Here is a 25,713-nt window from a genome sequence, read left to right as displayed (position 1 = left end):
TTTTCTTAATACTTTTACTTCAACAAAACAGGAAATAACAAAACTGAATGAAGAAAATTATTTACGGGCTGTTCTTTGGTGACAGTATTACTTATGGAGAATATGATGGAGTTTTTGGCGGATGGGTAGATATTCTGAAAAGATATGCCCTGCAAAAGTTTCATGAAGGAAATGGAGATGAACTGATTCTCTTCAATCTTGGAATAGGAGGAGAAACTACAGAAGGATTACTGGAAAGAATTCCTCACGAATTAAGGGCAAGGAATTCAGCTGATGGAAATATCGTTTTTCTAAGCTACGGAGCCAATGATCTTGCGGTAAAAGATGGCGTACAAATCGTAGATCCTGAAAAATTTAGAAATAATATTAAAGAAGCTGTTTCACATGCCAGACGGTTTTCTAATAAAATTTACCTTGTAAGCATCCTTCCTTTCTCTCAAACAATAGATGGAGTAGTGGTTAGCTCGGGGAAGAAAAGAATCAATGAGGATGTAGTTATTTACAATCAGATTCTGAAAAATATTGCAGCCGAAGATGCTCTGACCTATATTGATTTCTATTCCGCTTTCCTGCTGGATAAAGAGATCTTGCTTTCCGCAGACGGTGTACATCCCAACGAAAAAGGCTACGGAATGATGGCCGAAATCGCAATCCCAATCATTGAAAAATATTTATAATGCCTCATTTATTTTCTTATGGAACCTTGCAGAAAGAACAGGTTCAAATGGAAACCTTTGGAAGACTTTTGCAAGGTGAAAAGGACATTTTATCAGGTTATAAATTGAATATGCTTGAAATTACCAATCCTGAAGTACTTCGGAAAAGCGGTCAGAAATACCATCCAGTAATTGAATTTTCTGGAAATGATGATGACCAGGTAGAAGGTGTGCTTTTTGAAGTAACAGAAGCCGAAATCCTTCAGGCAGACGAATATGAAGTAGACGATTATAAAAGAATTGAAACTGTTTTTAAATCCGGAAAAAAAGGATTTATCTATGTCGGGAAATAGTCATTGCAAGCAAAGCGAAGCAATCTCTTTTTTAATATTCAATAGGAGTGGGCTATAATCCAGAGCTTAGTCGAAAGAAGCCCGCTAACTTTATAAAAATATAAATCCATTGGGCTTTAGTCAAAACTTATAAAACTCCTGACATACCTCTGTCACAACCTGTCCTTATCTTTGCTCTATCATAAAGAATTAATAATGAATAACGTAAAAATAAAACCTTTTAAGGTAATCGGAATCTCGGTGAGAACAACTAATGAAAATGGACAGGCTGCCAAAGATATTCCTGTATTATGGGAAAAAATGATCAGTGAAGATATTCTCAATTCAATTCCGAATAAGATAGACAATACCATTTATTCCATCTATACAGACTACGAAAAAGACCACACAAAACCATACACTACAGTTCTCGGATGTGAAGTAGAAAACCTTGACACTATTCCGGAAGGAATGGTAGGGTATTCTTTTGAGGGTGGAGATTATCTGAAATTTACAGTAAAAGGAGATGTTTCAAAAGATTTGGTAATCAATGAATGGATCAAAATCTGGAATATGGATCTGGAAAGAATATTTACAGCCGATTTTGAAGTTTATGGGCAAAAAATACAAAATCCTTTAGATGCCGAAGTTGATATTTTCATCGCTGTGAAATAAAAAAAAATAAAATATTTCTAACTTTCAAAGAAAATCGAACTGAAGATGTGATATTCCCCTCCCCTGGAGGGGTGGCAAAAATTGAAATAATTTTTGACGGGGTGGTCTAAAACTTCCAGCTTCTTTCTCTCAGCTCAGCTAAAAAAATATTTCCCATACACCAGAATCCCCACAATCACAGATGCAATGGCGGTCAGCACAACAGCACCAGCAGCAGCATCTTTGATAAAGCCGATTCTTTTGTCAAAATCCGGTTGAATGATATCGCAGATCTTTTCAATAGCTGTATTAAAAATTTCGGCACTTAAAACAGCAAACGAAGCTATAAGAACCAATGCTGCATCCGTATAATTTAATTTTAAATAAAAAATGAGAAAGAGATTAACAAAGAAGGCCAGAAGCTCGATCTGGAAATTTCTTTCTGTTTTTATCATCATGAAAATACCCCGGAAAGCATTGAGAAAACTTTTATGAATAGGAGGTTTTTGCATGAATTATAAACTTTTTTCACAAATATAGGTTTTGTAATTGATAAAAAAATGAATCTTTGCAGAAATCAAAGTATAATGTCAAGGCTCAAAACAGATTAAGGATATTTGTGAAAAACTCCTCCATATTATTCTTTTCTTTATTGTATCTATTTATTATATTTGTAGAAACTTATTTTATAAATCTATGAAATTTATTATTTCAAGTGGTGAACTGCAGAAGGCTTTGCAAACTGTAAGTGGCGTAATATCAAGCTCTCAATCGAGACCGATTTTAGAAAACTATCTTTTTGAATTAGACGGAAATAATGTTACCATTACAGCATCTGACGGCGAGACAACTCTTGTTACTTCTCTGGAAGTAAAGTCTGATGATACAGGTAAATTTGCTGTTCCTGCTAAAATTTTTCAGGATTTTATCAAGACATATGGTGAACAGCCTCTCACATTTGTTGTAAAAGACAATGCCGAAGGTACTGGAAGCCAGCTTGAGATTTTAGATGAAAAAGATAATTTCGCAGTAGCATTAGATAATGCTGATGACTATCCTGAATTGCCGGAATTCGACGCTTCACAAAGTGTAACGATGTCGGCAGGAGTTTTGTCTGAAGCTTTGACAAACACACTTTTCGCTACAAGTAACGACTCTCTTCGTCCGGTAATGACTGGAGTTCTTTTCCAGTTTGGAGAAAACGAAACCAATTTCGTTTCTACAGACTCCCACAGATTAGTGGTGTACAAAAGAGCAGACCTGATGAATGCCGAACCGATGGAGTTTATCATGCCTAAAAAGCCTCTGAACATTTTCAAAAATATCCTGGCAAGTTCCAATGAAGACGTTACCATCGACTTCAATGAGAATATGGCTAAATTTACTTTTGGTAAGCATATTTGGATCTGTAGACTGATTGACGGAAAATATCCGAACTACACAGCGGTAATTCCAAAAGAAAATCCAAATGTATTGACGATCAACAGAAATCTTCTATTAGGAGCGATCAAAAGAGCATCTATCATGTCCAATAAATCTACCAATCAGGTAAGATTTAAGCTTTCCGGAAATATTCTTCACCTTCATGCAGAAGATACTGAATATGCAAACAAAGCAGACATGCAGATTCCTTGTGACTACAACGGAGAAGATATCAATATAGGATTCAGCTCTAAATTTTTAACTGAAATGCTGACGATTTTAGGATCTGATGATATCACTATGAAAATGTCTCAGCCTAACAGGCCGGGGATCATTGAACCTCTTGATGGTCTTGAAGAAAACGAAAATATCTTAATGTTATCAATGCCGGTTATCGGGTTGTAACAGTAAGATAACAAATAATAGAAAGCCGGAATTTTCCGGCTTTTGTTTTTATGGAATATTGGTAATTCCTGAAAGAATAGAAAATATGTTTTTTTAAAACACGAATTACACAAATTTTTTCACAAAAATCACAAATGAAAACCATACGGATCGTGTTGTTTGTGAAACATTAGAGCATTTGTGTTTAAAATACCTAATCATGGAAATAAAAATACAGTCTTATCATACCTCAGATTTTTCCTCGGAATTCAAGACAGAAAATTACAGTGTGATTTTGTGGAATGGTTCTGGTGTTTTCTCTGTAGATGATATCAACTATTCTTACAGTGGATACAATATTCTGTTTCTTTCTCCTTATCAGAAGATGAAACTGGTTTCGGAAACGGAGGAAAATATTCATGTACTTTTATTTCATGGGGATTATTACTGTATAGAATATCATAAAGAAGAAGTAGCATGCAACGGGCTTCTTTTCAATAATATTTATCTGAATCCGGGAGTTGATCTTTCGGAAGAGAACTACAACTATATATTGGAGCTTTTTAATCATATTCAAAAAGAAGAATCGGAGAAACATCCGTTCTCAGAATCTATTATCAAGACTTATATTCAGCTTATTCTTGCCATTGGAAGCAAACAAAAAAGCAGCATTGAAAACACTTTAGTTTCCAGCGAAAAATTTCCCAATAAAAATGCAGCCGAATTTCAGAAGTTGCTGGAATCTCATTTTAAAAAGGAAAAAGAACTGGCATTTTACAGTGATAAACTGAATATCACCAATAATACCTTAAGCAAGGTGGTAAAAAAAGAATTTTCCAAAACACCTACTCAGCTTATTAATGAAAGAATTATTCTGGAATCTAAAAAACTGCTGCATTTAACCTACAGGTCTGTAAAGGAAATTGCTTCAGAGCTTGGATTTGCAGATGAGTTTTATTTCAGCAGGTATTTCAAAAAATCCGTTGGTTGCTCTCCTAAAAATTACAGAGAAAAAGTAGGAATCTCTGTGGTGGCGAAAATGTCCATGTAATGTCCTCAAATATCTATGTTGGTACTGTAGGCATGTGAATACCTTTGGTAAAAATAAATCACATGAAAAATAACAGACTTTACCACCAACTATTACATTGGGACACTTACTTTTTCAATTTTCTCAGAATTTCAATTTTCATCGTTATGGCCTGGATTGGAGGCTTGAAAGCATTTCATTATGAAGCAGATGGAATTGTACCTTTCGTTGCCAATAGCCCTCTGATGAGTTTTTTCTACAAAAATGCAGACAATAAAGTCATTAATGAAGATCAAAAATTAGTTGCAGAATATACATTGTATAAAAATCCGGAAGGAAAGGTAATTCAAAAAAATATTAGCTGGAATGAAGAAAACGGAACATATACTTTTTCCTATGTTTTGGGAACAATGATTGTTGTGATAGGATTTTTGCTGCTTTCAGGAATCTGGTTTCCTAAAATCGGAGCAGTTGGAGGTGCCTTAACGTTTTTAATGTCACTGGTTACTTTGTCATTTCTGATTACCACTCCGGAAGTATATGTACCGAATCTGGGCGGAGATTATGCCACTCCTCAATATGGATTTCCTTATCTGTCCGGAGCAGGACGCCTTGTATTGAAAGATACGATCATGATGGCCGGAGGGCTCGTATTATTTTCGGATAGCCTGAAGAAAGTACTGAGACCATCCGATCAGTAGATTTTCGTATCAGAAGCATAAGATTAACGAAAATTTATTATCTTAAAGTGGCTTCTAAATTTCTCTATTTCTCAAAAAAACACGACATTTGTAGCTTGAAAATTCACATCCAAACGAGGTGTGGAATCTCAAATAAAAGTTTCAAAATAGAGCAGATGAAACCTTTGTGGCATCTGACGAATTAAATAAGTAGATAGATTAACAAATGAAAATATCAAACAACTGGCTGAAGGACTTTGTAAAAACGGAATCAAAAACTGAAAGAATCGGTGAATTCCTTACAGATATAGGTCTTGAGGTTGAAGGGATAGATAAATTTGAAAGTGTAAGAGGCAGCCTGGAAGGAATTGTTGTAGGTAAAGTACTTACCTGCGAAAAACATCCTAATGCTGACAAACTGAAGAAGACAACTGTAGACGTAGGAAACGGAAAAGTGCTGAACATTGTTTGCGGAGCTCCTAACGTAGAGGCAGGACAAACTGTTCCTGTAGCTGTTGTCGGAACAAAAATCTATGATAAAACCGGAAGCTTTTTTGAAATTAAAGAAGCAAAGATCAGAGGAGAGGTTTCTCAGGGAATGATCTGTGCAGAAGATGAACTGGGTCTTAGTGATGATCACGGAGGAATTATGGTGCTGGATGAAACAAAATATGAAGTGGGGAAAAACTTTGCTGATTATTTTGAGCTTACTAATGACGAAGTATTTGAAATCGGGTTAACACCGAACAGAACGGATGCGATGTCTCACTATGGTGTTGCCAGAGATTTGCATGCTTATCTTTCTACAAATCAATTGAAATCTCAATTTCATAAAGTTGCTTCTGAAGCTTTGAATAACGAGGGAACAAACGATTTCAAACTGGAAATTGAAGATACAGAATTGTGTCCAAGGTATATTGGTGCAGTGATTGAAAACGTAAAAGTAGCAGAATCACCATCTTGGTTAAAAGACAGATTAAAAGCGATCGGATTAAGCCCGATTAACAATGTTGTAGATATTACCAACTATATCCTTCATGGATACGGGCAGCCGCTTCACGCATTTGATGCAGATAAAATTGCAGATAAAAAAGTGAAAGTAGGGGTTGTAAAACCGGGAACGAAATTCACTACTTTAGACGGTGTGGAAAGAACACTGAATGGTTCTGAAATCATGATCAAAGACGGTAAAGATAAGCCAATGTGTATTGCCGGAGTATTCGGTGGTGAGAACTCAGGGGTATCTGAAGCTACCAAAACAATATTCCTTGAAAGTGCTTATTTCAACCCGATTGCTGTAAGAAAAGGAGCCAAAGCACACAGCTTGAATACAGATGCTTCTTTCAGGTTTGAAAGAGGAGTAGACCCAAACCTTACAAGAACGGCTATCACTCATGCTATTAAAATGATTCAGGAAATTGCTGAAGGAAAATTAGCAGGAGAGTTACTGGAAGAATATCCTAAGAAAATAGAAGATAATTATGTGATTATCAGATTCTCTAAAATTGAACAGATTTTAGGGACAAAAATTCACAGAGAAAAAGTAAAAGAGATCTTAAAAGCATTGGAAATTCAGGTTTTAAATGAAATTCCTAACGGTTTCGAAATCTCAGTTCCTGCGTACAGAGCAGATGTAACAAGAGAAATTGACGTTATTGAAGAGATCTTAAGAATCTACGGATACAATAAAATTGACGCTCCACAGAAAATTTCGTTTACCCCTGTTAAGCTAAGTGCTAACGATCAGGATGAACTTGAAAACAGCTGGGCAAGAGCTTTACAGAGTATAGGTTTCAATGAAGTAATGAACAACTCATTGACTTCTGTAAAAGATGAAACAGATGCTGTAAAACTATTGAATCCTTTAAGCGGTGATTTGGCATTCATGAGAAAGTCTTTACTGGAAGGACTTCTTCAGAATACAGTATATAACATCAACAGAAAGAATCAGGATATCAAGTTCTTCGAATTAGGAAAAATTTATCACAAAAAAGATAAATATGAAGAAAGAAAACAATTGGCATTATTGGTTTCAGGAAGAGATGTTGCAGAAAACTGGCTTCAGCCAAAATCAGCTGTAAGTTTCTATAACCTTAAAGCATATGTAAAAGTTTTGTTGGAAAGACTTGCTGTAGATTACAAAGAAGTGGCTCTTTCTGATGAAAGATTCTCTGATGCGCTGGCATACGAGGCAGAAGGTAAAACTTTGGTAAGAATAGGAAAAGTTGCCCCTGCTTTATTGAAAGACTTTGATATTGATCAGGAGTGTTTCTATGCAGAAATTGAACTGGAATATGCTCAGGAATTACGTTCTAAAAATGAATTGAAATTCAAAGACATTCCAAAATTCAACAAAATCAGAAGAGACTTGGCTTTATTAATTGATAAAACGGTAAATTATCAGGATTTATATCAGACGGCTAAAAAGAACAAATCTCCATTCATTAAGAATATTAATCTGTTCGATGTGTATGAAGGTAAAAATCTTCCTGAAGGCAAGAAATCTTATGCAATGAGCTTCGAGCTGTTAAACGAAGAAAAAACACTGGAAGAAAAAGAGATTACAGAAGTAATGGATTCTCTGATCAAAGCTTTCCAGAAAGAATTCAACGCAGAGTTGAGATCTTAATTATTGAAAATATATATTTCACAATAAAAGAAACGGACTTTTTTAAGTCCGTTTTTTGTTTTTAAAGGCTTAATAAAAATGTATTAAAATGTTCCGGCTAAAGCCAATTGAATATTGGTTTTAAGTAAACGGGCTCCCTTCGACTATGCTAACCCGTTCCTATGAATAGCATTTGTGATATTTGTGAGTATATTAGTGTTATTAGTGTTTAAAATGGAAGGTTTTGTATAAAAGCAATTATCCACTGCCTTTGTCACTCAGTAGCAGTCTCAGCATATTTTATAAACCAATTAGAATATAGATTCCTTGCTTTGCCCGGAATGACAAACAGGGGAATTTTATCGGAGATAAAATCTTTGCGCCTTAAACCTTTTGTATATTAAGAAATTCGCGTCTTTGCGTTTTATAACTTATAACTCTATAAATAACATCTTTTGACCGGAAAAATATTCAAAATATCAAGTGTTAAAGAATAATAAAATTCGTGGCAACCCGTTTAGATAATATAATTTCCGTAAATTTGGGTTAATTCAAAAAGTAAAAAATGAAAAATCTTTTTTTAAGTATATGTACTGCTGCAGTTTTGGCTTCATGTGGATCTATGACGAGCCCGTCTGCATCTAAAGTAGGAAAAGCTCAGCCTGCTCTTGCCAATACAAAATGGACATTGGCTGAAACGGTAAAAGGTAAGGTTCCAACATTAAATATTGAAGGAGAAAAGATCACTGGAAATGCGGGATGTAACAACTATTTCGGAACGGCTTCTATAGATCCGTCTACAGGCGGCTTTACAGCTGGACAGATGGGATCTACAAAAATGATGTGCAGCAACATTGGAGTAGAGCAGAACTTTATGGATATGATGGGAAAGGCTAATAAATATGTGATTTCCGGAAATACTTTAGAATTGTATAAAGACAATCTTTTACTATTGAAATTCACAAAATCAGAATAAAAAAACAAAAGGAACTCAATTGAGTTCCTTTTTTATGTTTAGAGTGTTATTAATCTTCCTCTTCTTCGTCGTACTTAGCCAACTCTTCGTCACACCATTTGAATGCTGCTTCTACTACTTTAGTAGCCTCGTCTGCCATTGTTTCTTCATCATCACCTTCAAGATCATCTAACCACTCAACTTCTTCTTCCTCAACGTTTAAGATAAATCTTGGATATTCTGTATGAACTACGAATAGATCCTCTGGAAATTCCGAATTATCTGCTAATAAAAACTTTGGTAATTTCATTTTTTTAATGTTTTAACTTTCTCAAAGATAAATAAAATTATTGACTTAAAATTACTTCAAAAACATTTTTGAAACTTTTTCAGCTTTTTTGCTTTCAGAATAATCGTAGAATCCTTCTCCTGATTTTACACCCAGTTTCCCGGCTGTCACCATATTTACAAGCAATGGGTTGGGAGCGTACTTAGGATTTTTGAAACCGTCATACATTACATTCAGGATCGCAAGACATACATCAAGACCAATAAAGTCTGCCAGCTGAAGCGGACCCATCGGGTGAGCCATTCCCAATTTCATTACCGTATCAATTTCTTCTACACCAGCCACTCCGTTATAAAGTGTTTCGATAGACTCATTGATCATTGGCATCAAAATTCTGTTAGCCACAAAACCTGGATAGTCATTCACCTCTACAGGAACTTTCCCTAGCGTTTTACTCATGTCATAAATAGCATCAAAAGTCTCTTTAGATGTAGAATATCCTTTGATGATTTCTACCAGTTTCATGATGGGAACCGGATTCATGAAGTGCATACCGATTACTTTATCAGCTCTTTTGGTAGCGGCAGCAATTTTTGTGATAGATATAGATGAAGTATTGGTTGCAAGAATACAGTTGGCAGGAGCCAGTTCATCCATTTGACCAAAGATCTTCAATTTAAGATCCATGTTTTCTGTAGCAGCCTCTACAATAAGATCAGCAGCTCCCACTGCATCATTCAGTGCCGTAAAAGTAGTGATGTTACCTAAAGTTTCCGCTTTTTGCTCCTCTGTAAGGTTTCCTTTTGCAATGATTCTGTCAAGATTGGTAGTAATGGTTTTTACACCTCTGTCCAAAGCTTCCTGGGATACGTCTACAAGGTTTACTTTAAAACCGCTTTGTGCGAAAGTATGTGCAATACCATTCCCCATGGTTCCCGCTCCGATAACTACAATGTTTTTGATCATTTTCCTTTATTTTTTATAGATAGTTAAATTTTTTACGTCTGCAAGTTCAGATTGTGTAACAACCGCTGTAGAATCAAAGAAAACATTGCCCACATTTTTGCTTTTCTTACTGTTGTTCTGGTTAGAAATAGCCGCTGTTAATCCTCTTACAAGACGATTTTTTTGATTCTTTGTAAGAAAATCTGTGCCTACATACAAGGTATATTCGCCTTCTCTGCCTCTTCCTTTTTGGATCAGAACTTCCATACTTTTGATTTGGCTTTTATTCTTAAAATCTTTCAGAAAGCTCATCACAGGCTTATCAGATGCAGGGCCACAGCAGACACTTCCGTAGCTTATCTGTAAATAATTCTGATTCTTTTGAGAATAAAAGAATGTAAAAGCAAATAGAGCCGTTGTTACTATTAATTTTTTCATGTTAAAATCGCTTTAAAAATAAGCTTAAAATTTTATTTATTAAAATATTCCCAGACTTCTCTGGAAATATCCGAAATCATCTTGCAGTTAACCGCATCTGTTTCCATTGAGTTACTGACAAATACAGCTAATGCATAATGTTTGCCATTCGGTAAAGTAATGATCCCAATTTCATTTTCTGCACCCGTTAAACCTGCATCATTCTTTCCGGAAGATCCCGTTTTTCTTGCCACGGGAGTGTTTTTCGGAAGCTGTTCTACCATTTTATTTAATCCGGTAGAGGTAGACCACATTACTTTCATCAGGTAATCTGTAGATTTTTTGGATAATAATTTTCCGTCATAGAACTTTTTAAGGACATCGACTGCAGAGTTTGTGGTGCTGTAATTTTGATACTGAACATTCCAGTCTTTATGCATGGCTTCTTCATTATATTTGATTTGAAAACCTTTCACTCCTTTAGAATCCATGAATTTCTGCACCGTTTGAGTACCACCCAATAATTTGAGAAGAATATCACAACCATTGTTATCACTTTTGGCAACCGTATATTCAATCACTTCACTTAATGGTATTTCTACATCTTTTCCGGCATATTGATCACGAAGTGGCGACCATGTATTTTCCAGTAAGTTTGATTTATTCAATTTGATTTTCTGATCCAGTGAAAGCCTGCCTTTATCAACAGAATTTAAAACTGCTGCTGCAATATGGAATTTGAATACACTTTGCATAGGGAGCTTTTTATCTGCGTTTTTATCATATTTAAAACCATTTTCAAAACCCAGAACAGAAACCCCTACCGTTGCTTTCTTGTTCTTAAGAATTGAACTTACTTTCTGTTCTAACTGAGATGTCTGAGCAAATGTAAATGCTGAGATCAGAAGAAAAAAGAATGTTGTTTTTTTCATAATCGTATCATTAAAAAAGCTCTCTTCTGAAGACCAAAAGAGAGCTGCAATTTAAGATAATTATTACTATTTCAATTCAAAATAATTCAGATTGGCACCATCATTTTCAAAGACGATTCTGATTTTATTTTCTCCTTTCTGAAGGCTGATATTTTTTGCTGAAACCGTTTTCCAGTTTTCATTTCCACCGGTAGATGCCAGCGATACTGTAGCTAAAACTTTTCCGGAAGCAGTTTCAATTCTTATTTTAGAATCAGCCGCCGCAGAATACCTGATGTCTAACGTATAATTTTTATCTCCTTTCGACTGGACTGTATACTGAAGCCATTCTCCGGTTTCTGTTTTCCCTACATAATATTGGTTCGTAACCTTGTCGTTACATTTATAAATATCCACTCCATCATTTCTCATTTGTTGCCCGGAGTTCCATTCTGATCTCTTAGCCGGATCACTTACCCAAAGATTAATGAAATCCTTATCCAGATACGCAGATTCCATTCTTCCCAAATCATATTCCGAAGCAAATATTCTTCCCGGAGCCTGATGGTTTCTGAACGGTTTTGTAGAAGCATCTGTAAGCTGTCTGAACATGGCATCAATCACATCTCTTTTAATCTCCGTATTGTTCAGCTTATAATTGTCGGCAATCTGTAGTAAAGCTTTTTTTGCATACTCTTTAGATGGTTTTTCACCGCCATTTTTCCAGTAATCCAATAGCTTTTCATACTCAGGAGTGATTTTTACATTGTTAATTCCGGCAATATTATCAATCTTTTTCATCGGCCAGAATGCATACCCGATATTGTGTTTACCCAAAAGCTGGATCAGTTCAGTAAACCAAACGTTTGAATTCTCACCAGTCTCACCAAGCCAGATTGGCATATTGTGCTTCTCTCTGAGATCCAGTGCGAATTTCAGCGTCTGATCATCATTGTAATTCCAGTATTTATGGAAGCTGAAAGCCATATTGTTATCCCAGATAGCCGGTAATCCGTTATAATTGTTTCCCCAGCCGTTTCCTTCAATGAAAATAATATGCTTTTTGTCAACCTCTCTGATGGCTGTTGTGATGTCCTTTTGAAGTTTCCAAAGCGGAGCATTAGACATTTCATCAGTACCGTTCGGGTTTTTTCCTGTGAAATTGATATTGGGTTCATTAATCAGGTCATAACCTCCAATCCATGGATTATCTTTATACCTTTCAGCCAATCTTTTCCATAATGCAACCGTTTTTCTCTGATTTTCTTCATTCGCCCAAAGCGATGGTTTAGACTTATCATTATCAGAGATATTGGCATCATTTCCCTGACCTCCCGGAGCTGCATGAAGATCCAGAATCAGGTATATTTTGTTATCTGTACACCATTGAAGAAGGTCATCTGTCATTTTAAAACCTTCATCCAGCCATGTATCTTTTCCTTTTGCAGGCTCTTTTTCAATAGGCAGCGTATAAAGATTGTAATGCATTGGCAGTCTTATAGAATTGAATCCGGCTTTGGCTAAAAAATCAATATCCTGCTTGGTAATTCCGTTTTTCAGATATGCTTTGTAGAACTCATTCATTCCGTCTTCACCAATTAATTCTGCAATTTTCTCCTTAATCTTATACTGAGGGCCTGCAAAATCAGCAGTTTTCAGCATATATCCTTCCTGAAGCATCCAACCACCAAGGCCAAGGCCTTTCAATTGAATGTTTTCACCTTTATCATTTACGATTTTCTGTCCTGAAGTCTTCAGTAATTGTGATGTCCCAAATTGAGACAATAAAACTGCGGATAATAGAATGGCTCTTTTCATAGTAGTTTTAATGGTTTAAATAATAGGGAAATATTAGAAATTATAGAGAATGCTGACATTACAAGATGAATCTGTATTCAGATCATTAATGATGTCAGATATCCATATATGTAAAACAAAATCTTTCAATATTGTATTGAATTATTTTCCAAATATATTGTTTTTTTAGTTTGAAAATGTTTTTTTATTGATAAATAAGCAATTATTAATGAAAAGTTTTTATTTGCTTATGTAAATTACTAAAGTAAAAGTACGAATAGATCAAATAAATCTACGGCTTCATCAAATCGATTTTTAATCGATTCAACCTTTGCTCACTCAATATAATTCATAGCCAAAAAGGAAACTTTGCGTTATAAAAATAGAAAATGCTATCTTATACTCCGTTTATTCTGATTATAAGATAGCATTGTATATATTGCTGTTAATACAATAGTAAATTTTTAGCTGATCAGTTTCATAATCTCTAAAGCCACTTTCAACGCTTCAGTACCGTCTTCAAGAGAAACCTCTACATTTTTGTCACCAGTGATGGCATCTGCAAAAGAATTCAATTCATCCAAAATAGCATTGTTAGGCTGTATATTCGGATATTCAAACAGGATCTGGTTCTTTTCTCCCTCAGCATTTTCAATGATCATATCAAATGGAGTAGGGTTTTCAGGAGCATCCTTCATTCTGATTACTTCAGCCTTTTTCTCAAGGAAATCAACGGAAATGTAAGCATCTTTCTGGAAAAATCTGCTTTTTCTCATTGCTTTCATAGAAATTCTGGAAGTAGTAAGGTTAGCCACACATCCGTTTTCAAACTCTATTCTTGCATTGGCGATATCCGGAGTTTTGCTTACTACACAAACACCGCTTGCGTGGATGTTTTTTACTTTGGATTTCGCAATGCTTAAAAGAATATCAAGATCGTGAATCATAAGATCCAATACTACAGAAACATCCGTACCACGCGGGTTGAATTCAGCCAGTCTGTGGATTTCAATAAACATCGGAGTGCTGATGTATTCCTTCGTAGCAATAAATGCAGGATTGTATCTTTCAACATGTCCTACCTGTGCTTTGATTCCTTTTTCCTGGCACAAACGAAGAATTTCTTCGGCCTGCTCAAGCGTCTGGGTTACCGGTTTTTCAATAAAGAAATGAAGCCCTTTTTCAATGGCTTTTAATGCATAATCATAATGATAAACTGTGGGAGTTACAATGTCTAGCATGTCAATCTGCTCAAGCAATTCATCAAAATTTTCAAAATATCTATACCCGAATTCGGCCTCTAGTTTCTTTCCGTTTTCAACATCTTTATCGTGGAAACCTACAAATTCATATCTATCTGACTGATTAAGAAGTTTTAAGTGTATTTTTCCCAAGTGTCCGGCACCTACCAAACCTGCTTTTAACATAGCTGTATTAAATTTTTGTAAATATAGTGAATGTACATTTATAAAATACATGACTTTTCACTTGGATATATTCAAGGTTGAGCACATTTATTCATTAAAGAAATTACGGTAAATTCACGGTCTGAAAAATAACGATGAAAAGAATAATTTTGATTTTACTCTTCTTTGCATTATTTACTGTCGGATGCATAGGAGATAGTCCATATGATCCGCAGGCTAAATGTGGAACACCTACAAATTTAACATTTGAAAAAGGAAGTAATACTCTTGCCTGGAACATGAACACCATGGGCGAAGGGTATTATGAAGTGCAGTATGGAGAACCTGGCTTTTCTTTAGGAAATGGGACAACAGTGGTTACCTACAAAAATTCCTATAGCCTCCCGCTCTATCAGAATAGTAAATATGATCTTTATGTAAGAAAAAATTGTGGAATAGACAATGGACGAAGTAACTGGGCGGGACCTATTACTGTTTTGGCAGGTAATACGACAACTTGTGTACAGCCAGCGTATGCAACTTATACCAAAACGACTTCCTCCGCACTTTCTTCTACTTTTGATGCTGCGGTATCCTGGGATAACGATGGCGTTTCTGCGTATGAAACTGTTTTGACGATAAGTTCTGCGCCACCTGCGAGTGGGCAATTAGCAATGACAGGCCAAAAAGCCATCTACACAGGATTAAGTAAAACCCAGAACTATAACTTTTTTGTCAGAAAAAAATGTGCTGATAATACCTTTAGCGCGTTTTACGGACCTTATCCTATAAAATGGAATTAAGAAACAAAAACAAAGCAGTCATTTTTTGATTGCTTATTTTTTGTGGATAATTCTTTGCTGCAATTTCTGAAATCTAATTTCTAATTTCTTACTTTTGTCAAATGCAGGATTCGTTTGTACATAAAGGAAAAAGAAAGATTTTAGTCGAGTATCTTCGAAACAGAATTGGAATTTCAGATGAAAATGTACTTCGGGCAATGAGTGAAGTTCCGAGACACCTTTTTATCGAAAGTATTTTTGAAGATTTTGCTTATGAAGACAGGGCATTTCCCATTCTGGCGCACCAGACTATTTCTCATCCTTCCACGGTAGCGGAACAGTCTGAACTGTTGAAGGTAAAACCAGGTGAAAAAGTATTGGAAATTGGAACAGGATGCGGATATCAAACTGCTGTTCTATTGGCTATGAAAGCTCATGTATATACAGTGGAAAGACAAAAAGATCTTTTTGATTTTTCTAAAAAGAAGCTTAGAGAGCTTCATTTATTTCCAAAATTCCAAAGTTTTGGTGATGGTTTTGCCGGGCTTCCTACTTTCGCTCCTTTTGATAAAATCATTGTAACCTGTGGGGCTTCCACATTACCGACAGAACTTTTAAAACAACTGAACGTCGGAGGAATAATGGTGATTCCATTAGGACCAACGGATGAACAGGTTTTATACAGATTCACAAAAGTAGGCCCTACAGAATTTGAAAAAGAAGAATTCGGAGCTTATAAATTTGTTCCGATGCTGGGAAATACCAATCAATAATTGTATCAATAGGAATAGAGTTTATTCCACTTTTTCATCAATAAAATTCATCTGATTTTAATCCAATTTTAAAATATTTTCGCCCATTTCGGAATGAAAATTGATAGAATTAAAATCCCTCGATCCTGAAATTTTTTCATCAAAGGAAAAATAAAATAGATACTGAACAGAACATTCAGATGAAAAGAAACAAATTTTTAATATTAAAGTTCAATAACCTTACTTTTTGCGAGTGAGGTTTTTTATTTACAATCATCAATCAACAATACAATGAAAGTTTTTATCAATAAAAGAATTCCCGAAACAGGAATTAAAATGCTGGAAGAAGCAGATCTGGAAATTATTTTTCCGGAAAAAGAAAATCTTTCTTACGAAGAGTGGCTTAGCTACTGTAAAAATACAGATGCCATTCTGAATGTAAGCGGAGACTTTAAGTATGATAAAAATTTCTTTGATACCTGCCCGAATATCAAAGCCATCGCTTTATATTCCGTAGGATTTGATCATGTAGATATTCAGGAAGCGACCAAAAGGAATATCCCGGTGGGAAATACCCCTGATGTTTTGAGCAGGGCAACTTCAGATGTCGCTTTTTTACTGATGCAGTCTGTGGCAAGAAGAGCAAGCTATAATTTCCAGAAAGTAAAAGATGATAACTGGGGAGCCTTTGATCCTTTACATGCATTGGGACAGGAATTGTACGGAAAAACACTTGGGATTTTCGGACTGGGACGTATTGGTTATGAAATGGCTGAAAAGTCAAAGAAGGCTTTCGGAATGAATATCATTTATCACAACCGCCATCACAATGAAGAAGCCGAAAAGGAATTGGGAGCAGCCTATGTTTCTTTTGAAGAACTGATCAAAAACTCAGATGTATTGAGTATACATGCTAATTTCACTTCTGGGCAGAAAGAATTATTTAATGAGTCCATATTTGAGCAGATGAAACCCAATGCTATTTTTATCAATACAGCCAGAGGAGGTTTTCATAATCAGAAAGATCTTTATCAGGCACTCGTTGACAAGAAAATATGGGGAGCCGGTCTGGATGTTACCAACCCGGAACCTATGCCGGTGGACGATCCTATTCTTGGGTTATCCAGCGTTTGTATCCTGCCGCACATAGGTTCGGCAACAGTTGAAGCCCGAAATGGGATGGCGAGACTGGCAGCAGGAAATATTATCGCCTTTTCAAAAAACGAGAAAATGCCAAATTGTGCAAATCCTGACGTTTATTCTCATCAATCATCATAACTTGGAATTATTTTTGTTCTGATTATATAAACCTAAAATCTTAAATAGTATGGCACCAGAGAAAAATAGTAATGAACAAAACAAGAGGTTAGAACAGATGGATTATAACCCCAATGAAGATATATTTAAGAGAGAAAAACATATTTCGCTCGATGGAGACGGGAACCCTATTCTGGACGAAGATTTTGATGATGATAAAATTGATAAAGGCTTAGATATTCCAGGTGCTGAAGATGATGATGAAATGGAAGAAATAGGAGAGGAAGATGAAGAAAATAACTACTGGAGTCTCAGCGATAATGAAGATGATCATGAAGAAGAAAATGATGATGTTTTAACCTAAACTTTGACGATACAAAAACCAGCCTTATTGAATTTCAGTAAGGTTTTTTTATGTTGAATAACAACAAATTTTAGTAATGGCAATTCCCCTCCCTTGGAGGGGTGGATTCAAAAATTTAAAGAATTTTTGAAGACGGGGTGGTTCCATAGTGACGTATAATAAAATCCTGCAGTTCCTTCATCACAATATTCAGACTATTCTTTACATCAAAATCACTGATTCTGAAAACCAATAGTCCCAAAGATTCAAGATATTCCTCTCTTATCCTGTCATAAACTTGTTTCTCATCATGGCTTGAACCATCTATTTCTATAATGAGCCCCAGCGTTTTCACATAGAAATCAACAATATAATTTCCAATAATTCTTTGTCTGTCAAAATCAATCCTATGAAATTTTTTTGCAAGGACTTTTTTCCAGAATATAACCTCACCCAAAATCCGGGCTTTGCGTTTTTCTTTTAATAATACCTTTAAATGGGGATTGTAGGGTAGGTTCTCAACGAAATTCCTACGGATCGGAATTCCGTTGATGACGGTAAGGATTTCTTTCATGATTGTGCTGTTTTTTGACCACCCCGTCTTCCAAAGTTTTTAACTTTGAAATCCACCCCTCCAGAAGAGGGGAATTCAGGTGTGTATTTTCAAATATAGTATTTAATATCAAATGGTGGTTGATTTACAGATTAGATAATTTTGCCTAAACCCTAAACCCTAAACCCTAAACCCTAAACCCTAAACCTTAAACCCTCACTCATTCTTCCCTTTCCCCTTGCCTATATTTCCTATTTTGAATATCTTTAAGACTTCAAACATTGTTTAAAACATAGACCTTTAAATAGTAATATGACATTCCAAGAACAGATACAGCAGGGGATTCCCAGTCAGCTGCCACAGCCAAAACCATACGAAACCAATATCAACCATGCTCCGAAGCGTAAAGAAATTTTAGGGGAAGAAGAGAAAAAACTGGCATTGAAGAATGCTTTACGTTATTTTGAACCTCAGTTTCACGCAGAACTGATTCCTGAATTTAAGCAGGAACTGGAAGATTACGGAAGAATTTACATGTACCGTTTCCGTCCGGATTATGAAATGAAGGCAAGACCTATCACAGACTATCCCGGAAAATCTGAGCAGGCAAAAGCTATTATGCTGATGATTCAGAATAACCTGGATTATGCCGTGGCACAGCACCCTCATGAACTGATTACTTATGGTGGAAATGGAGCGGTTTTCTCAAACTGGGCGCAGTATCTGCTGACGATGAAATATCTGTCGGAAATGAATAATGATCAGACATTGGTGATGTATTCAGGACATCCGATGGGATTGTTTCCGTCTCATAAAGATGCACCAAGAGTTGTTGTAACGAATGGGATGATGATTCCAAATTATTCGAAACCGGATGACTGGGAAAAATTCAATGCATTGGGTGTTACCCAGTACGGGCAGATGACGGCAGGAAGTTACATGTATATCGGCCCGCAGGGGATTGTTCACGGAACAACGATTACGGTATTAAATGCTTTCAGAAAAATTAAAAAAGAACCAAAAGGAGGGCTTTTCGTTACTTCAGGGTTAGGTGGAATGAGTGGAGCTCAGCCCAAAGCAGGAAATATTGCAGGCTGTGTTACGGTATGTGCAGAAGTGAATCCAAAAATTACTAAAATTCGTCACGATCAGAAATGGGTGAATGAAATTCATGAAAACCTTGATGAACTGGTAAAAAGAGTAAGAGAAGCGCAGGCTAATAAAGAAACCGTGTCTTTGGCTTACCTTGGAAATATTGTAGAAGTTTGGGAGAAATTTGATCAGGAAGATGTAAGAATAGACATCGGCTCAGACCAGACTTCACTTCACAATCCTTGGGCAGGTGGTTACTATCCTGCAGGACAAAGCTTTGAAGAATCTAATACCATGATGGCAGAAAACCCTGAATTATTCAAAGAAAAAGTTCAGGAAACATTAAGAAGACATGCTGCAGCCATCAACAAACATACAGAAAAAGGAACGTATTTCTTCGATTATGGAAATGCCTTTTTACTGGAAGCTTCCAGAGCCGGAGCAGATGTAATGGCAGAAAACCCTACATTAGGAAGAGAATTCAAATATCCGAGTTATGTGCAGGATATTATGGGACCTATGTGTTTTGACTATGGTTTCGGGCCGTTCCGTTGGGTATGTTCCAGCGGAAAGCCGGAAGATCTTCAGAAAACGGATGATATTGCCTGCGCAGTATTGGAAGAAATGGTGAAAAACTCTCCTGAAGAGATCCAGCAGCAGATGAAAGACAACATCCAGTGGATCAAAGGAGCACAGGAAAATAAACTGGTAGTAGGCTCTCAGGCAAGAATTCTTTATGCAGATGCAGAAGGAAGAATGAAAATTGCCGAAGCCTTCAACAAAGCGATTAAAAATGGAGAAATAGGACCTGTAGTATTGGGTAGAGACCATCATGATGTTTCGGGAACAGATTCTCCTTACAGAGAAACTTCCAATATTTACGACGGATCAAGATTTACAGCAGATATGGCTATTCACAACGTAATTGGTGACAGTTTCCGTGGAGCTACCTGGGTTTCCATTCACAATGGAGGCGGAGTAGGCTGGGGAGAAGTGATTAACGGAGGTTTCGGAATGCTGCTGGACGGAAGCGATGATGCCGACAGAAGATTAAAGTCTATGCTTTTCTGGGACGTCAACAACGGAATCTCAAGAAGAAGCTGGGCAAGAAATGAAGGCGCTGTTTTCGCCATTAAAAGAGCTATGGAAGCAGAGCCGAATCTGAAAGTGACGCTTCCGAATTTTGTGGATGAAAATTTATTGTAATATAAAAACAAATAATTCAAAAGAAACGGGCTTTAGCCCGTTTCTTTTGTGTGTAATATAATTAATTGGCTTTAGCCGAAACTTAAAATTAGGCTTTAGCTAAAGCATTTTGTATTTTTCTTTTTTTATATTGGGCTAAAGCCCGATGCTGTTAATGTTCTTATACATTAGGTAAAGCTCTTTTTAATATTGTTTTAGCATCTTCATCAATGTTTAAAAACTCTAATGCTTTAAAACGATAAGTGTTAGATCTAAGAGATAGCAACTCTTCAATAACACTCATTAAGCCTTTATTGTTATATAATAAAATTGTTTTAGAATAATCTTTTTCATTTATTATTTGATCAAGAAGAGTGATTCTTTCATTATAAATATCGTTTATATTTAGTTCGTTAATGAAGGTATTTAGATGACTTTCTGCCTCATGAAAACTATTACCTTTCTTTACATGCGACTCTGAAAATTTGTAATTTATATTTGATGATAAAAAATTAGATGCCTGAGTTATTTTATTTCTGTCCAGAAGAGTGATAACTTTATTCTCTAATTCTTGTAAATCAATAGTTTCTTTTTTATATTCTGCATATTTTTGTACAAAGTCCTTTATTAAAAATAAATTTTCAATTTCAGCAACTGAATAAGAGAATATATTTTCAGTTTCAAACTTATCTATTTGTTCTTGAACTCTAAAATCTCTATCAATAAAACCTATTGCTTCAATATTTTTATTGGGGATTTTATTAAATGAACGAACATAGTTAATTACATCTGTACAACTTGAAAGAGGAATAATTGTGTAATTAGGAAATAATATTTCAAATATTTGTATATCTAGGCTATCTTTTTTCCCTTCACAAAAAAGTATTTTTTTTCTGCTTCCTAGTAATTTCATTAAAAGATTTTCAGGAATATCATTTTCCGGGATACCTTCTATATCCCATCTTATTGGATATTTGAAATCTCTAATCCAATACTTTTTTGCTTTTCTAGACGATGCAAAATCCAAATCATGAGTTAGGTATACAAAAATACATTCTTGTCTTAAGTTTTCTAACATATCCCAAAGCTTATTAACGATAACTTTATGAAGATACATCTCAGGTTCATCAATAATTATCATAGAATTTGTATTAGAGAGTAAAACACGTCCAATTAAAAATAGAATAATTTTTTCTCCATCACTCATTTTATAAGCAGGATATTGACTATTACCAACAGTGTCTTTAATAAGGATCTCATTATTTTCGCTAAAAAACATCTCTCTATGCTCAATCAATGAATTCCATATTTCAATTGCTTTATCTAGTTTACTATGTAAATCATTTTTATTTACATTAACATCATTTTGAAAATTATCACAAAATACATTTCTTTTATGAGCTCTTTCGGCTATTAATGCTTTTAATACATATTTGTATTCAGAAGAGTATTTTCTAGTTTCATCGTAAGGGATGTCATCTGTCCGAGAAGCATTATATGTTGTCTTACTGTCAATATAGTTATTTTGATACTGATTATATTCTTTAGTAGAACTATTAAAGTTAGGTATATTATCAAAAGTTGGGATAATTAATAATTTTTGTGCTGAAATAACGATACCATCTCTTTCATTAATTATTGACTTCAGACTATTTGCAAGTGTGGATTTTCCAGAGCCATTTGCTCCGACAACTACAATGTTTTCTGTAAAAAAATCTAAATCTTTATAAAATTTATAAGTGATAAGAGCGTCTACAGCATCAAGTGGCTTTGAAGTACAATAATATTTTAAAGGTTCGATGTCGATTGTTTGATTTTCAATGTTTAAAAAATTTATAATATCAGTTGTATTTAGTGTAGCAATAGTATTATTTACTTTATCATAAAAAGTTTCAGGAATAATATCTTCATTTAAATCTGTGTTAATCTTATTTAAATAACTTTCAGCAAAGGTTAAATTTTCGATATACTTTAAAATTACAGGATCTTGTGAATTTAGAGAATTAATTTTTTCTTTAATTATTTTTAATTGATCTTGTTTTTCAATAATCAGATTTGTTGTTATTTCTTTAATCATAAATTTAATTGAATTTTATTGTTAAATATAAAAAGCTAATAATATATTCATTTCCGTATTTTCACGGAAATTTTATCAAACATAAACTACATGATTTTTAAAACCTTACGGTTTCCCGTAATTAAAAACTCCCAACCTCAAAAGACATCCATTTGTAACCTTCCAACCCCTCCAAAACTCTAAAACAATAGCAAAGCAAATCACCCGAATCCTAGGATTATTAAAAGCAAATATGTTTGTAACATCCCAACACCGCAGGAAACCTAAAACAATAGTAACATCTTGCTAATATTTCACATGCCTTCCAACCTTTTCTTTCACCAATGCATCTTTATAAGAAAAGACATTCTATGAAAGTAACGGTACCAAACCCCTGTCATGAAAATTGGAACACCATGACGCCTGATGAAAAAGGAAGATTTTGTTCGGTCTGTTCCAAAACGGTAAGAGATTTCAGGAAATCTTCGGATGATGAGGTGATAGAGGTTTTTACCAGTGCTTCGCAGGAAATCTGCGGAAATTTTAATCCATCACAGCTCAACAGAGACTTGAATTATTCTTATATGAATACGCTGTTGGTGAAATTTGCTGTTGGTTTTATGCTGACAACGGGAGGAATTGTTACGGTGAATGCACAGCAAAAGTCTGCTAATGACATCTTAAAAACAAACGAGATACAAGCCATATTCTTATCTGAATTCAATAACCAGCAAGATCAGAAATTGTTTGGGTCAGTTTCAATAATACCTGCTAATGCTTTATTAGACAACAAAGAAAAAGAAAGAAAAGAAATGGCTGCAAAATTATCAGGGGTAACGGTTGGTCAGTCTCCTAAAGAGAATAATAGTATACGTATTGGCAGGGCTCCATCAAGCGGAGCAGCATACCAGCCTATGTACATTGTAGATGGGAAATTAAGTAATTATGAAAAAGTAAAAGCACTGGATCCTAATCTGATAAAAACAATGAATATTCTGAAAGGAGCTTCTGCGTCTGCAAAGTATGGTGAAAAAGCCAAAGATGGAGTAGTGGTGATTACTACTAAAAAGAAAAGAAAGATTTAATTATCTTAGAGGATAAAAGAGATAACTATGAAACTAACCATACCCAACCCTTGTCATGAGAATTGGGAAAAAATGACAAGCGATCAGAAAGGAAAATTCTGTTCTGTTTGTTCTAAAACTGTAACAGATTTTACAAGCTATTCGGATGAAGAACTTTTAATGAATTTTAAGGCTGATAAAAAGGTTTGTGGAAGATTTACAGATCATCAGCTAGGGCGGAATTTAAATTTTTCATTAGCCAGTAAATTTGCATTAGGACTGTTGGCAACAAGCGGAGTGGTAACTACTGCCAAAGCACAGGAATTGAAAGATGGAGAAGTAAAAAAAGTAGATTTTAAAAAAGGGTTCCAGGGAGTAGAAGTCATCAATAAAACCTTAAATAAAACCATGTGGCTGGGGATGCCAAGTAAGGAAGATATTGAGTCAACACAACCATTGATCTTTCTGGATAATAAAAAAATATCTGAAGAGAGAATGAAAAAAATAGACGGAGATAAAGTGAAAAGCGTAAAAGTACTTTCAGGCGAGGGTGCTGCTAAATTGTATGGTGATAGAGGTAAATATGGAGTGATTTTGATTGAAAGTAAAAAATAAAATCGTTGAAAAAATATACCGCACACTATCAAAAAAAAGACTTGGTTTTGGTATCGGACATTCAGCATGAAATCGGAAGGATAACGGAAACCAGAAAATTGTTTCAATATGAGGAATATATTGCTTTAGACTCGAAAAAATATACTATTAAGAATGTCGGATTTTTAAAGAACGATGTAGAGCTTTTTGATGCTGATACAGTAGATTTCTTCTCCTTAATGAAAATGAAATATTATCAATTTTATTGGAGATAAAATCCTTGCCTCTTAAAACTTGATATTTTAAATGTCAATTTGAGTCTTTGCGTTTTACAACGTTCATTTTCTATTGAGATTGCTTCACCTTCGGTTCGCAATGACAGGGTAGCGTGAAATTTTATCGGAGATAAAATCCTAGCGCCTTAAAGCAGTCTATTTTAAATATCATTTGCGCCTTAGCGTTTTCCAACATCAATAAAAAAGAGGCTGTCTCAAAAGTCAAACAATCTGGCTTTTGTCATTGACTGCGTCGAATCTTCGATTTCTGACGAAGGAAGAATCTCATTTATAACCAAACATATGAGATTCTTCACTACATTTCAGAACTTTGTTCGCAGACTTTCAGTCTGTGTTCAGAATGACACTTTTGAGACAGCCTCTTTTATTTTTTTTGAACCATTAAGAACATTGAAGTTGTTAAGGTAAGTAAAGGAAAAACATCGAAGATGTTTTAAAAAGCCTTATGTTTTATCTTAATATTCTTAACCATTTAATTTTTCTTAATGGTTTAATATGATTTATTATTTCACAGCGGCAATAGCTGCTTCATAATTCGGTTCCTGAGAAATATCCGGTACCTGCTCTTCATAGATGATCTTTCCTGAAGGGTCTATTACTACAACCGCTCTGCTCAGAAGTCCTTTCATTGCAGAATCTACCAGTTCCACACCGTAATTCCATCCGAAATCTGAACGGAAATCTGAAAGCATTACCACGTTTTTGATTCCTTCAGCACCACAAAATCTTTTCTGGGCAAACGGCAAATCCTTAGAAATACAAAGCACTACTGTGTTAGGAAGATTCCCAGCATCTTCATTGAAATGATGTACAGAGGCGGAGCAGACACCCGTGTCTACACTTGGAAAGATGTTCAGAATAACATATTTTCCTTTGTAAGAATCCAGTGTCTGGTCATTCATATTCACATCTGTAAGGGTAAATTTAGGAGCCGGTTTATTCAGAGCCGGTAATTTGGCGTAGGTATGAACTTCTTTTCCGCCCATTAAAACAGTATTGGTCGCTTTAGATTTTTGAGCAAAGCCCACCACAGAGAAAAATAGCAGTGTGCCGCAAACTAATTTTGAAAACATGAAATTTATTTTTAAGCTAAATTATTCTTTTTTTAGGAGCTGAGATTAATTTTAATTCAAATAGATCGAATCTATTGTCAGATTGTTTTTTTCAAAACATTTTACCTCTACCTTTATATTACAAAATATAGTTGTTTCAAAGGTGTCATTCTGACGAAAGGTAAATAATTTAAATTTTGA

General features: G+C 35.1%; 26 protein-coding genes. 16 read left to right on the top strand and 10 right to left on the bottom strand.

The window, feature by feature from the left end:
• Positions 1-47: 47 nt before the first annotated feature.
• The 3 genes from CLU97_RS12670 (at position 48) to CLU97_RS12660 (ending at position 1,663) form a co-directional block, all read left to right on the top strand.
• Positions 48-677 (top strand): SGNH/GDSL hydrolase family protein, encoded by a 630-nt coding sequence (locus CLU97_RS12670; RefSeq protein ID WP_121488248.1) that lies wholly within the window; start codon positions 48-50, stop codon positions 675-677.
• Positions 677-1,009, top strand: a complete 333-nt coding sequence (locus tag CLU97_RS12665; RefSeq protein ID WP_121488247.1) for a gamma-glutamylcyclotransferase family protein — start codon at positions 677-679, stop codon at positions 1,007-1,009. The genes CLU97_RS12670 and CLU97_RS12665 overlap by 1 nt, the downstream gene beginning before the upstream one ends.
• 195 nt (positions 1,010-1,204) lie before the next feature.
• Positions 1,205-1,663, top strand: a complete 459-nt coding sequence (locus CLU97_RS12660; protein ID WP_121488246.1) for a GyrI-like domain-containing protein — start codon at positions 1,205-1,207, stop codon at positions 1,661-1,663.
• Between the two features lie 134 nt (positions 1,664-1,797).
• Here CLU97_RS12660 and CLU97_RS12655 read toward each other — a convergent pair whose 3' ends face one another.
• Entirely contained in the window at positions 1,798-2,154 is a 357-nt protein-coding gene (locus CLU97_RS12655; protein WP_121488245.1) for a diacylglycerol kinase family protein, read from the bottom strand.
• 184 nt (positions 2,155-2,338) lie between these two features.
• Between CLU97_RS12655 and dnaN the strand changes: the two genes are divergently transcribed.
• The 5 genes from dnaN to CLU97_RS12630 all read left to right on the top strand — a co-directional run bounded on the left by dnaN (position 2,339) and on the right by CLU97_RS12630 (position 8,742).
• Complete coding sequence (dnaN, locus tag CLU97_RS12650; protein WP_121488244.1) at positions 2,339-3,469, top strand: DNA polymerase III subunit beta; 1,131 nt, start codon at positions 2,339-2,341, stop codon at positions 3,467-3,469.
• Positions 3,470-3,668: 199 nt separating this feature from the next.
• The gene (locus CLU97_RS12645; RefSeq protein WP_121488243.1) at positions 3,669-4,499 is read left to right on the top strand and encodes an AraC family transcriptional regulator; all 831 of its coding nucleotides are present in this window, start codon (positions 3,669-3,671) and stop codon (positions 4,497-4,499) included.
• Positions 4,500-4,561: 62 nt separating this feature from the next.
• On the top strand, positions 4,562-5,179 hold the full coding sequence (locus tag CLU97_RS12640) for a DUF417 family protein (RefSeq protein ID WP_121488242.1): 618 nt from the start codon (positions 4,562-4,564) through the stop codon (positions 5,177-5,179).
• A 205-nt stretch (positions 5,180-5,384) separates the two neighbouring features.
• On the top strand, positions 5,385-7,787 hold the full coding sequence (pheT, locus tag CLU97_RS12635) for a phenylalanine--tRNA ligase subunit beta (protein ID WP_121488241.1): 2,403 nt from the start codon (positions 5,385-5,387) through the stop codon (positions 7,785-7,787).
• 544 nt (positions 7,788-8,331) lie between these two features.
• Positions 8,332-8,742, top strand: coding sequence for an META domain-containing protein (locus CLU97_RS12630; protein WP_121488240.1), 411 nt, complete (start codon positions 8,332-8,334; stop codon positions 8,740-8,742).
• 49 nt (positions 8,743-8,791) lie between these two features.
• Here the strand turns inward: CLU97_RS12630 and CLU97_RS12625 are convergent, their stop codons facing one another.
• The 6 genes from CLU97_RS12625 to CLU97_RS12600 form a co-directional block, all read right to left on the bottom strand.
• A complete protein-coding gene (locus tag CLU97_RS12625; protein WP_002977986.1) occupies positions 8,792-9,031 on the bottom strand; it encodes a hypothetical protein in 240 nt (79 codons plus the stop codon).
• Between the two features lie 51 nt (positions 9,032-9,082).
• A complete protein-coding gene (locus tag CLU97_RS12620; RefSeq protein WP_183084636.1) occupies positions 9,083-9,973 on the bottom strand; it encodes a 3-hydroxybutyryl-CoA dehydrogenase in 891 nt (296 codons plus the stop codon).
• 9 nt (positions 9,974-9,982) lie between these two features.
• Positions 9,983-10,393, bottom strand: coding sequence for a hypothetical protein (locus tag CLU97_RS12615; protein ID WP_121488238.1), 411 nt, complete (start codon positions 10,391-10,393; stop codon positions 9,983-9,985).
• A gap of 32 nt (positions 10,394-10,425) precedes the next feature.
• Positions 10,426-11,304, bottom strand: a complete 879-nt coding sequence (bla-A, locus tag CLU97_RS12610) for a CGA/CIA family class A beta-lactamase (RefSeq protein ID WP_121488237.1) — start codon at positions 11,302-11,304, stop codon at positions 10,426-10,428.
• A gap of 66 nt (positions 11,305-11,370) precedes the next feature.
• Complete coding sequence (locus CLU97_RS12605) at positions 11,371-13,101, bottom strand: cellulase family glycosylhydrolase (RefSeq protein WP_121488236.1); 1,731 nt, start codon at positions 13,099-13,101, stop codon at positions 11,371-11,373.
• A 443-nt stretch (positions 13,102-13,544) separates the two neighbouring features.
• A complete protein-coding gene (locus CLU97_RS12600) occupies positions 13,545-14,507 on the bottom strand; it encodes a Gfo/Idh/MocA family protein (RefSeq protein WP_121488235.1) in 963 nt (320 codons plus the stop codon).
• 134 nt (positions 14,508-14,641) lie between these two features.
• Here CLU97_RS12600 and CLU97_RS12595 point away from each other — a divergent pair, with 134 nt between their 5' ends.
• The 4 genes from CLU97_RS12595 (at position 14,642) to CLU97_RS12580 (ending at position 17,641) form a co-directional block, all read left to right on the top strand.
• On the top strand, positions 14,642-15,289 hold the full coding sequence (locus CLU97_RS12595; protein ID WP_121488234.1) for a hypothetical protein: 648 nt from the start codon (positions 14,642-14,644) through the stop codon (positions 15,287-15,289).
• Positions 15,290-15,390: 101 nt separating this feature from the next.
• Positions 15,391-16,041: a protein-L-isoaspartate(D-aspartate) O-methyltransferase gene (locus CLU97_RS12590; protein WP_121488233.1), complete on the top strand. Its 651-nt coding sequence runs from the start codon at positions 15,391-15,393 to the stop codon at positions 16,039-16,041.
• 270 nt (positions 16,042-16,311) lie between these two features.
• Complete coding sequence (locus CLU97_RS12585) at positions 16,312-17,298, top strand: 2-hydroxyacid dehydrogenase (protein WP_121488232.1); 987 nt, start codon at positions 16,312-16,314, stop codon at positions 17,296-17,298.
• A gap of 49 nt (positions 17,299-17,347) precedes the next feature.
• Positions 17,348-17,641 carry a hypothetical protein gene (locus tag CLU97_RS12580; RefSeq protein WP_105700882.1) on the top strand — a complete coding sequence of 98 codons (294 nt, stop codon included), beginning with the start codon at positions 17,348-17,350 and terminating at the stop codon, positions 17,639-17,641.
• 115 nt (positions 17,642-17,756) lie between these two features.
• On the opposite strand, the gene CLU97_RS12575 is transcribed toward CLU97_RS12580, so the two are convergent.
• Positions 17,757-18,194: an endonuclease domain-containing protein gene (locus CLU97_RS12575; RefSeq protein WP_121488231.1), complete on the bottom strand. Its 438-nt coding sequence runs from the start codon at positions 18,192-18,194 to the stop codon at positions 17,757-17,759.
• A 291-nt stretch (positions 18,195-18,485) separates the two neighbouring features.
• Here CLU97_RS12575 and CLU97_RS12570 point away from each other — a divergent pair, with 291 nt between their 5' ends.
• Positions 18,486-20,471, top strand: coding sequence for a urocanate hydratase (locus CLU97_RS12570; RefSeq protein ID WP_121488230.1), 1,986 nt, complete (start codon positions 18,486-18,488; stop codon positions 20,469-20,471).
• A 160-nt stretch (positions 20,472-20,631) separates the two neighbouring features.
• On the opposite strand, the gene CLU97_RS12565 is transcribed toward CLU97_RS12570, so the two are convergent.
• On the bottom strand, positions 20,632-22,527 hold the full coding sequence (locus CLU97_RS12565) for an AAA family ATPase (protein WP_121488229.1): 1,896 nt from the start codon (positions 22,525-22,527) through the stop codon (positions 20,632-20,634).
• Between the two features lie 350 nt (positions 22,528-22,877).
• Between CLU97_RS12565 and CLU97_RS12560 the strand changes: the two genes are divergently transcribed.
• The 3 genes from CLU97_RS12560 to CLU97_RS12550 are packed head-to-tail and all read left to right on the top strand — an operon-like array spanning position 22,878 to position 24,439.
• Complete coding sequence (locus CLU97_RS12560; protein WP_183084564.1) at positions 22,878-23,591, top strand: TonB-dependent receptor plug domain-containing protein; 714 nt, start codon at positions 22,878-22,880, stop codon at positions 23,589-23,591.
• A 27-nt stretch (positions 23,592-23,618) separates the two neighbouring features.
• Positions 23,619-24,185 (top strand): hypothetical protein, encoded by a 567-nt coding sequence (locus CLU97_RS12555; RefSeq protein ID WP_147436477.1) that lies wholly within the window; start codon positions 23,619-23,621, stop codon positions 24,183-24,185.
• Between the two features lie 5 nt (positions 24,186-24,190).
• Positions 24,191-24,439: a hypothetical protein gene (locus CLU97_RS12550; protein ID WP_121488226.1), complete on the top strand. Its 249-nt coding sequence runs from the start codon at positions 24,191-24,193 to the stop codon at positions 24,437-24,439.
• 524 nt (positions 24,440-24,963) lie between these two features.
• Here CLU97_RS12550 and tpx read toward each other — a convergent pair.
• Positions 24,964-25,533, bottom strand: coding sequence for a thiol peroxidase (gene tpx / locus CLU97_RS12545; RefSeq protein WP_183084563.1), 570 nt, complete (start codon positions 25,531-25,533; stop codon positions 24,964-24,966).
• Positions 25,534-25,713: the final 180 nt, after the last annotated feature.

This window comes from Chryseobacterium sp. 7 (assembly GCF_003663845.1).
Lineage (GTDB): Bacteria > Bacteroidota > Bacteroidia > Flavobacteriales > Weeksellaceae > Chryseobacterium.
This window is presented reverse-complemented; position numbering and strand designations above follow the sequence as displayed.

Coding starts and splice junctions, on each gene's coding strand:
- CLU97_RS12670 (WP_121488248.1), top strand. CDS start 48: ATGAAGAAAATTATTTACGGGCTGTTCTTTGGTGACAGTATTACTTAT.
- CLU97_RS12665 (WP_121488247.1), top strand. CDS start 677: ATGCCTCATTTATTTTCTTATGGAACCTTGCAGAAAGAACAGGTTCAA.
- CLU97_RS12660 (WP_121488246.1), top strand. CDS start 1,205: ATGAATAACGTAAAAATAAAACCTTTTAAGGTAATCGGAATCTCGGTG.
- CLU97_RS12655 (WP_121488245.1), bottom strand. CDS start 2,154: ATGCAAAAACCTCCTATTCATAAAAGTTTTCTCAATGCTTTCCGGGGT.
- dnaN (WP_121488244.1), top strand. CDS start 2,339: ATGAAATTTATTATTTCAAGTGGTGAACTGCAGAAGGCTTTGCAAACT.
- CLU97_RS12645 (WP_121488243.1), top strand. CDS start 3,669: ATGGAAATAAAAATACAGTCTTATCATACCTCAGATTTTTCCTCGGAA.
- CLU97_RS12640 (WP_121488242.1), top strand. CDS start 4,562: ATGAAAAATAACAGACTTTACCACCAACTATTACATTGGGACACTTAC.
- pheT (WP_121488241.1), top strand. CDS start 5,385: ATGAAAATATCAAACAACTGGCTGAAGGACTTTGTAAAAACGGAATCA.
- CLU97_RS12630 (WP_121488240.1), top strand. CDS start 8,332: ATGAAAAATCTTTTTTTAAGTATATGTACTGCTGCAGTTTTGGCTTCA.
- CLU97_RS12625 (WP_002977986.1), bottom strand. CDS start 9,031: ATGAAATTACCAAAGTTTTTATTAGCAGATAATTCGGAATTTCCAGAG.
- CLU97_RS12615 (WP_121488238.1), bottom strand. CDS start 10,393: ATGAAAAAATTAATAGTAACAACGGCTCTATTTGCTTTTACATTCTTT.
- bla-A (WP_121488237.1), bottom strand. CDS start 11,304: ATGAAAAAAACAACATTCTTTTTTCTTCTGATCTCAGCATTTACATTT.
- CLU97_RS12605 (WP_121488236.1), bottom strand. CDS start 13,101: ATGAAAAGAGCCATTCTATTATCCGCAGTTTTATTGTCTCAATTTGGG.
- CLU97_RS12600 (WP_121488235.1), bottom strand. CDS start 14,507: ATGTTAAAAGCAGGTTTGGTAGGTGCCGGACACTTGGGAAAAATACAC.
- CLU97_RS12595 (WP_121488234.1), top strand. CDS start 14,642: ATGAAAAGAATAATTTTGATTTTACTCTTCTTTGCATTATTTACTGTC.
- CLU97_RS12590 (WP_121488233.1), top strand. CDS start 15,391: ATGCAGGATTCGTTTGTACATAAAGGAAAAAGAAAGATTTTAGTCGAG.
- CLU97_RS12585 (WP_121488232.1), top strand. CDS start 16,312: ATGAAAGTTTTTATCAATAAAAGAATTCCCGAAACAGGAATTAAAATG.
- CLU97_RS12580 (WP_105700882.1), top strand. CDS start 17,348: ATGGCACCAGAGAAAAATAGTAATGAACAAAACAAGAGGTTAGAACAG.
- CLU97_RS12575 (WP_121488231.1), bottom strand. CDS start 18,194: ATGAAAGAAATCCTTACCGTCATCAACGGAATTCCGATCCGTAGGAAT.
- CLU97_RS12570 (WP_121488230.1), top strand. CDS start 18,486: ATGACATTCCAAGAACAGATACAGCAGGGGATTCCCAGTCAGCTGCCA.
- CLU97_RS12565 (WP_121488229.1), bottom strand. CDS start 22,527: ATGATTAAAGAAATAACAACAAATCTGATTATTGAAAAACAAGATCAA.
- CLU97_RS12560 (WP_183084564.1), top strand. CDS start 22,878: ATGAAAGTAACGGTACCAAACCCCTGTCATGAAAATTGGAACACCATG.
- CLU97_RS12555 (WP_147436477.1), top strand. CDS start 23,619: ATGAAACTAACCATACCCAACCCTTGTCATGAGAATTGGGAAAAAATG.
- tpx (WP_183084563.1), bottom strand. CDS start 25,533: ATGTTTTCAAAATTAGTTTGCGGCACACTGCTATTTTTCTCTGTGGTG.